This is a genomic window from Vreelandella sp. L-15, from assembly GCF_056857635.1.
On record NZ_JBSXNN010000105.1, the window covers coordinates 148,237 to 154,541 of the forward strand.

Below are 6,305 nucleotides of genomic sequence, written 5' to 3' on the forward strand. Positions count from 1 at the left end.
ATTAGCCCTGAATAGATAAAATACTGTTAGCTCGCTGAGCATTTTCATCCGCCGTACTTAGCATCTTCATCTGCATATCGTAGCGGCGCGCCACGTCAATCATGGAGACCATGGCATCCACGGCGCTGACGTTACTGCCCTCTAGAGCGCCGCTTACCAGACGCGCCTCTTCATCAGCCTGAAGTACGCCTGGCGCACCATCATCGCCAGGAGGCGCCCTAAACAAACCATCCTCACCACGCTCCAGGGCCTGTTCATCCGGTGTAACGAGCTTGATGCGGCCAACGTCCACCATTGCCTCAGGGCCCTCTCCTTGAGGAATGGCACTAATCGTCCCATCTGCCCCAAATGAGATTTGCGCGCCCTGTGGAACAGCAATCGGCCCAGCGTCTCCCATTACAGGGCGGCCTACACTCAACAGAACACCGTCACTATCAAGCTGCAGATCACCGCGACGGGTATAGGTCTCTGTACCATCTTCTGCTAACACCGCCATCCAGGCGTTTCCTTGCATGGCCACATCTAACATACGTCCAGTGCGCTCGATGGGGCCTTGTGAGAAATCAGTACCCGGCGTGGTTGTCACCGCCGCCACCCTTGTTGGCAGGGTGCCCGCGCCTTCAATGGGTACCGAGCGCGCAGCCTGCAACTGAGCACGAAAACCAGCGGTGGACACATTCGATAGGTTATTACTCACTACCGACTGCTGTTCCATCGTGTGTTTAGCGCCACTCATGGCGGTGTATAGCATGCGATCCACAGCATCAACTCCTTAATCAATCATTAAAGATTAATAATGGTCTGCAGGAGCTCGTCCTGAGTGCTGATCGACGTCGAGTTCGCTTGGTAGGCACGCTGCGCTACGATGGTATCGACTAGCTGCTTGGCGAGATCAACGTTGGAGTTTTCCAACACGCCTGACTCAATGGTGCCAAAGACACCGGTGCCCGCCGTACCGATAATGCCAATACCTGAAGCATTAGTTTCACGCCAGGCGTTATCACCAATGGCCTGCAAACCTTCTTTGTTAGCAAAATTCGCCAACACGATTTGCCCGGCGTCGCGGCGCTCCTCGTTGGTATAGATACGAATCACACGCCCCTCACGCGTCACCTCTAGACCGGCCAAACTGCCAGACGTATAGCCATCTTGTGTCAGCGTATTTTGAACGGAATTATTGTTAAACTGTGTTGTCCCCGTAAGCGTGAAGTCATAGCTCAACGCTTCCGCGCCATCCCCAACTAGAAATTCCAGTTCAGCAAAGGCCTTGGTAGCCCCGGGATTATCTATCGCTGTCGCATCGAAAGCATCAGCACGATCACTTCCGTTTGTAGAAGCACTATCTTCGTTAATCGCTGGAGGTATTCCCGGTGACCCAAAGGTCAGAACATACCCTGCATCAGCAACACCAACGACGGTATCTTCGTCCCGGGCACCACTCGCCGCTGTGTCTAAATCACCATAGGTGGCCAATTGACCATTACCATTGAATTTTAACCAAAAGGCGTTATCCATATTGGTCGATGCTGCACCAGAGCCGCCTGTGAACGATAGCTTACCGTCCACGGCCTGAAACGCTTTCCAAGTATTGTCGGCTACCTTCTCATAATAAACCGTTATATTGCGCTCATTACCTAGAGAGTCATAAGCCGTGAAACTGTTGGAGTAATGGTAAGATACATCTATTTCAAGAGGATCGCCTGCAGGATCGTAAGCTCCATCGCCATCTACGGTGAGCAGATTTCCAGTCGAGTCAACGGCCTGAAGTGAAGACTGCTGTAGATTCTGCCCAGGTACGATACTGGCATCTAGATTATAGGTAGCCGCTGCGTTAGCCGTTGCTTTAGCTGGAATATCAGCAGAAGAAATATTGATGGGTGTCGGTGCCCCCCCAGCAATAACAGGCGAAAAAGGATCGTTTGGTTCTGACAGCCCATAGCCCGTCAGTCGTTGCCCGGCCGCATTTACTAAAAAGCCTTGATTATCTTGGCTAAACTGGCCATTGCGCGTATACGCAGCTTCACCACTATTAAGCTGAACACGGTAAAAACCTTCACCCGCTACAGCAAGGTCCAGCGTACGTCCAGTTGCCTCTAAATCGCCAGCCGTAAAGTCTTGACGCACGTTTGCAATCTTGACACCTAAGCCCACTTGGCTATTAGCACCTGCAAACACGTCTGCAAAGATAGCGCCCGAGCTCTTGAAGCCGACGGTTTGCGAGTTCGCAATATTGTTGCCGAGAATCTTCAGGTTTTCTGATTGGGCGTTCAGGCCACTTAATGCTTGAGAAAAGCTCATTTTTTTCTCCTAGAGATGGGAAATTCTATACATCAAAGAATTTGTTTTACGTCATTCAGACTGATTTGCCCATAAATGGCCCCAAGGTCCAACCGAACACCGCCATTGCCATCGTTGGGTGTCACGCTATTAACAATGGCGTAGTTAAGGGCAGTAGACTCAATCACTTCGCCTTCGGCATCCGTTGCTTCTAGCTGAACTGTATAGCGATTACTGGCGACAACGTCACCCTGATCATTTTTTCCATCCCACTGGAAAGACTGCACGCCCTCTTCAACAGACCCCAAGTCGTAGCGACGGATTACCTGGCCGCCTTGACCCAAAATCGTTGCCTGCACATTTGCTGCTGGTTGCGCTAGCTCAATGCCAAAGGGCGTAGAGTAAGGCTGGCCTTCACCATCCTGCTCCAACATGATCTGACGACCAGGCACCATGACGCCTTGGCCAATTAGCCCACTCGCCTGCAGCGCCTGGTTGGCATTCATTTGGCTGGTAATACTTTCCAACGTAGAGTTGAGCTGCTCAATGCCACTGACGGTGTTGATTTGAGCAATCTGCGACGTCATCTCCGCGTTTTCCATCGGCTTCAGAGGGTCTTGATTCTGAAGCTGGGTGATAAGCAGCGTCATAAAACTATTACGTAGCTCTTCTGACTGGCTCTGCTGTAGTTGAACGCCACCACCATTAATATTGGATAACGTTGCTGGGTTAATTGTGTTCATCGTTAGCCCTCACCGAGCGATAGCGTTTGAACCATCATCTGTTTGGTTGTGTTGAAAACCTCGACGTTGGCCTGATAGGAGCGCGATGCCGAAATCATATTGACCATCTCATGGACCGGCTCAACATTCGGCTTAGCAACGTAGCCATCTTCATCAGCCGCTGGGTGGTTCGGCATATACTCCATGCGCAGCGGTGAATCGTTTTCCACAACCTCAGTAACCCGGACGCCGCCGACACCGTAGCGGTTAGACTGTGCCTGGGTTTCAAACATCACCTGCTTTGCGCGGTAGGTTTCACCATCGGGCCCTGCCACGCTATCGGCATTGGCCATGTTGCTTGCCGTTACATTCATACGCTGCGCTTGGGCGCTCATCGCAGAACCGGCAATATCAAACGCTGAAAACATCGACATCGCTTATTTCTCTCCTATTACTAGGTTATTCAGGTTGCATCGCATTTTTCAGGCCCTGAATACGACGGTTCATAATGGTGAGCGCCGCCTGGTAGCGCACAGCGTTATCCGCGAACTGGGTTCGCTCACGGTCCATGTCAACGGTGTTACCATCCAGGCTCGGCTGATCAGGAACACGATAGAGCAGCTCGGTGTTTCCAGCACCACGCCATGCGGGGCCTTCTCCTGCCAAGTGCTGTTCGGAGGTACGCGCTAACGCTAAGCCGCCATTTGGCTGCTGTTGAGACTGTCCGCCTTCAACGGCTTTTTTCAGCTCACTAGCAAAGTCAATGTCGCGCGCCTTATAGTTGGGCGTATCCGCATTGGCAATGTTAGCGGCTAGCACTTGGTGACGTGCTTGGCGCAGGCCCAGCGCCTGCTGGTGGAAGTTAAAGGCAGATTCAAGCTGATCAATCATGCCGATCCTCGCTCGCCGTGAGGCCAAAATAAATCGGAAATTGTTGATGATGAATAATATGCCCCTCTCTTTCACCTTAAAGCATGGAACAGCTACCGTTTACACCAGCATTTCCCATGATGCGTAGGATACTTTTGCATTACACTCCCATGCTGATGTTTACCATCTGATTTTCTATACTGGGCGACTTTACCCATGCGCTATTTGCTGCACATTGTTGCACGCTACTCAGCAGTTAAGACATTGTTGTTACTGCTATGTGTTGGCTTATCCCAACCCTCCTGGGCAGAAACAAGCGATCAGTCACTTGTTGAAAGCGTCCAACAATTTCTCTATCAAGAAGCACAGGCCCTGGGACAAGAGGCAGTCATCAATATCGCACCGCCATCCCCCCATTTACCCACCTGCATACAGCCAACGCCCTTTCTGACTAACCCTAACCAAGCTCCTATTGGGCGTGTTTCTGTAGGCGTTAGGTGTGGAGCTGATGGGCGTCAAGTACGCTACCTTCAGGCAGAAGTGGGTGTCATTGGCAGCTACGTTGTGGCAAGCCAAGATATTGATAGAGACACGTTGGTTACCGCAGCTATGCTCGACCAGCGGGAAGGCAACCTTAGCGATTTATCTAGCCAAACGCTGACCGACCAGGCCGATATTGTCGGCAAAGTAGCTCAGCGGCCTATCCGTAGTGGCAGCACGTTTCAGGCGCATTTCCTGCAAGCACCTAGCCTCGTGGAACGCGGGCAGCGCGTAACAGTCATAGCAGAAGGAGCAGGCTTTCGTGTCTCTCGAGAGGGGGAGGCACTTGCTGATGGGGCACAAGGAGAAACCATTCGTGTGCGTTTTGGTTCTCGTGAAATAATGACGGCGCGGGTGATCGGCCAAGGCACATTAATGGTGGATTTTTAGCCTAAGACCTAAAGTGTTTAGCACCTAGGCCGATAGATAGTCATACAGCGCGCGGCACCCCAACGTTGACGATGAGGCCAACAACGTGAAAATTGATAACCTTAATCCGCTGCTTCGCAATACTCCAGCGCAGCAGCGTGATGACGCACAGAAGGTAAGTGAAGCAAAGCAGCCTGAAACGGGTAATACTACCCGTGAAGCGACTCAGCTCAGCCAATCTAGCATCGATAGCAGCCAGGATATCGACATGGCTAAGGTACAGGAAATTCGTGATGCTATTCGTGAGGGACGGCTCGAAGTGCGTGCCGACCGTATTGCGGATGGTCTAATTGCCAACTTGAAAGATCAGTAAATCTACCTATGAGCCTTTCACGCCTACTCTCCAGTCAGTTGCAACGCCTCGAGGATTTGATTGCTTTACTCTCCAGCGAACAAGAGCAGTTGACTAAAGGCAGTATTGACGGCGATATATTGACTGATATCGCGGGTAAGAAACAGGCGCTTCTAGAAGAACTAGAACGCATGGAGGTATTACGTCGCGGGGTACAGGCAAAACTTGGCTATCCAGAAGGCGGTCCTGGCGCGAAGCTGGCGGCCACAGATGCTGACTGCCTAGCAACCTGGGAAAGCTTGCTAGAAAAAAGTGAGCGAGTTTCACGAATGAATGCATTAACCGGGCAAATGCTCTCATTGCGTATGAAGCATAACCAGGAAATGCTGGACTACATTCGCCAAATTGCAGAAAAAACGCTCTACAAGCCCAACGGGCGCAATAGTGCTCAGCCGGGCCGCATTAATGCCTCTGCTTAACAAGCAACCATAGACAAATACTATACAAAGCGCTTCAATGGGAACAACATCGTTCACCATCGGAGTTTGTTATGCTGCCTCATCTTCCAGAAGGTTTCACCGCCGTTGTGGCAGGTGCAAATGGCGGTATAGGAAGCGCCATACTGCAAAGCCTGCTTTCATCTCCGCAAAGCAGTTGGATGAAGTATCATTTGCCCAGGTGATGCATATTAATGCGGCACCCCCAGCCCTGCTACTCGCTGCTCTAAAGCCTTCTCTACAAGGCAAGCACGCTACCATTATTGCCAGCCTTTCTGCTCGTGTCGGATCTATCACTGACAATGGGTATGGTGGCTGGTATAGCTATCGTGCTAGTAAAGCCGCGCATAATATGCTGTTGAGAACCGCCGCTATTGAGCTTAAGAGGCTTAATAAACAGTCGATTGTTCTCTGCCTCCATCCCGGCACTACGGACACTCCTCTCTCAAAGCCTTTTCAAGCCCGTGTACCTATTGACTGGTAAAAGCAGAGCAAAAAAGCCCCGAGCACAGTATGCACGGGGCTTGAGGCTTGGCGCGCTTATCGAGCGCGCAACAGCGAGTAGGGTGAGGCGTCTCCGCCTCATCCCTCTCACAGAACCGTACATACGGACCACGTATACGGCTCATGCCATTAACTTACCCCGAATTCGGGGACAGTGATGCCGGTTCTGACCCT

General features: G+C 51.5%; 9 protein-coding genes. 4 read left to right on the forward strand and 5 right to left on the reverse strand.

What is annotated here, in order from left to right; genetic code table 11:
• Position 1: 1 nt before the first annotated feature.
• The 5 genes from flgF to flgB are packed head-to-tail and all read right to left on the reverse strand — an operon-like array spanning position 2 to position 3,890.
• Positions 2 to 760 carry a flagellar basal-body rod protein FlgF gene (flgF, locus tag AC13CY_RS17990; RefSeq protein ID WP_058576993.1) on the reverse strand — a complete coding sequence of 253 codons (759 nt, stop codon included), beginning with the start codon at positions 758 to 760 and terminating at the stop codon, positions 2 to 4.
• A 23-nt stretch (positions 761 to 783) separates the two neighbouring features.
• A complete protein-coding gene (gene flgE, locus AC13CY_RS17995; protein ID WP_058576992.1) occupies positions 784 to 2,298 on the reverse strand; it encodes a flagellar hook protein FlgE in 1,515 nt (504 codons plus the stop codon).
• 32 nt (positions 2,299 to 2,330) lie between these two features.
• Entirely contained in the window at positions 2,331 to 3,020 is a 690-nt protein-coding gene (locus tag AC13CY_RS18000; protein WP_058576991.1) for a flagellar hook assembly protein FlgD, read from the reverse strand.
• 2 nt (positions 3,021 to 3,022) lie between these two features.
• Positions 3,023 to 3,433, reverse strand: coding sequence for a flagellar basal body rod protein FlgC (gene flgC / locus AC13CY_RS18005; protein WP_058576990.1), 411 nt, complete (start codon positions 3,431 to 3,433; stop codon positions 3,023 to 3,025).
• A gap of 25 nt (positions 3,434 to 3,458) precedes the next feature.
• Entirely contained in the window at positions 3,459 to 3,890 is a 432-nt protein-coding gene (gene flgB, locus AC13CY_RS18010; RefSeq protein WP_172415808.1) for a flagellar basal body rod protein FlgB, read from the reverse strand.
• 195 nt (positions 3,891 to 4,085) lie between these two features.
• Here flgB and flgA point away from each other — a divergent pair, with 195 nt between their 5' ends.
• From flgA to AC13CY_RS18030, 4 genes are all read left to right on the forward strand, one after another.
• Complete coding sequence (gene flgA, locus AC13CY_RS18015; RefSeq protein ID WP_058576988.1) at positions 4,086 to 4,799, forward strand: flagellar basal body P-ring formation chaperone FlgA; 714 nt, start codon at positions 4,086 to 4,088, stop codon at positions 4,797 to 4,799.
• Between the two features lie 85 nt (positions 4,800 to 4,884).
• Positions 4,885 to 5,151: a flagellar biosynthesis anti-sigma factor FlgM gene (flgM, locus tag AC13CY_RS18020; RefSeq protein WP_044629596.1), complete on the forward strand. Its 267-nt coding sequence runs from the start codon at positions 4,885 to 4,887 to the stop codon at positions 5,149 to 5,151.
• 8 nt (positions 5,152 to 5,159) lie between these two features.
• Positions 5,160 to 5,609 (forward strand): flagella synthesis protein FlgN, encoded by a 450-nt coding sequence (locus tag AC13CY_RS18025; RefSeq protein WP_058576987.1) that lies wholly within the window; start codon positions 5,160 to 5,162, stop codon positions 5,607 to 5,609.
• Positions 5,610 to 5,811: 202 nt separating this feature from the next.
• A complete protein-coding gene (locus AC13CY_RS18030; protein ID WP_474355064.1) occupies positions 5,812 to 6,111 on the forward strand; it encodes an SDR family NAD(P)-dependent oxidoreductase in 300 nt (99 codons plus the stop codon).
• The last annotated feature ends 194 nt before the right edge of the window (positions 6,112 to 6,305 follow it).

Bases quoted from the DNA above. Each gene is read 5' to 3' on its own strand.
- AC13CY_RS18000 (WP_058576991.1), bottom strand. From the start codon at position 3,020: ATGAACACAATTAACCCAGCAACGTTATCCAATATTAATGGTGGTGGC.
- flgC (WP_058576990.1), bottom strand. From the start codon at position 3,433: ATGTCGATGTTTTCAGCGTTTGATATTGCCGGTTCTGCGATGAGCGCC.
- AC13CY_RS18025 (WP_058576987.1), top strand. From the start codon at position 5,160: ATGAGCCTTTCACGCCTACTCTCCAGTCAGTTGCAACGCCTCGAGGAT.
- flgA (WP_058576988.1), top strand. From the start codon at position 4,086: ATGCGCTATTTGCTGCACATTGTTGCACGCTACTCAGCAGTTAAGACA.
- AC13CY_RS18030 (WP_474355064.1), top strand. From the start codon at position 5,812: ATGCATATTAATGCGGCACCCCCAGCCCTGCTACTCGCTGCTCTAAAG.
- flgB (WP_172415808.1), bottom strand. From the start codon at position 3,890: ATGATTGATCAGCTTGAATCTGCCTTTAACTTCCACCAGCAGGCGCTG.
- flgE (WP_058576992.1), bottom strand. From the start codon at position 2,298: ATGAGCTTTTCTCAAGCATTAAGTGGCCTGAACGCCCAATCAGAAAAC.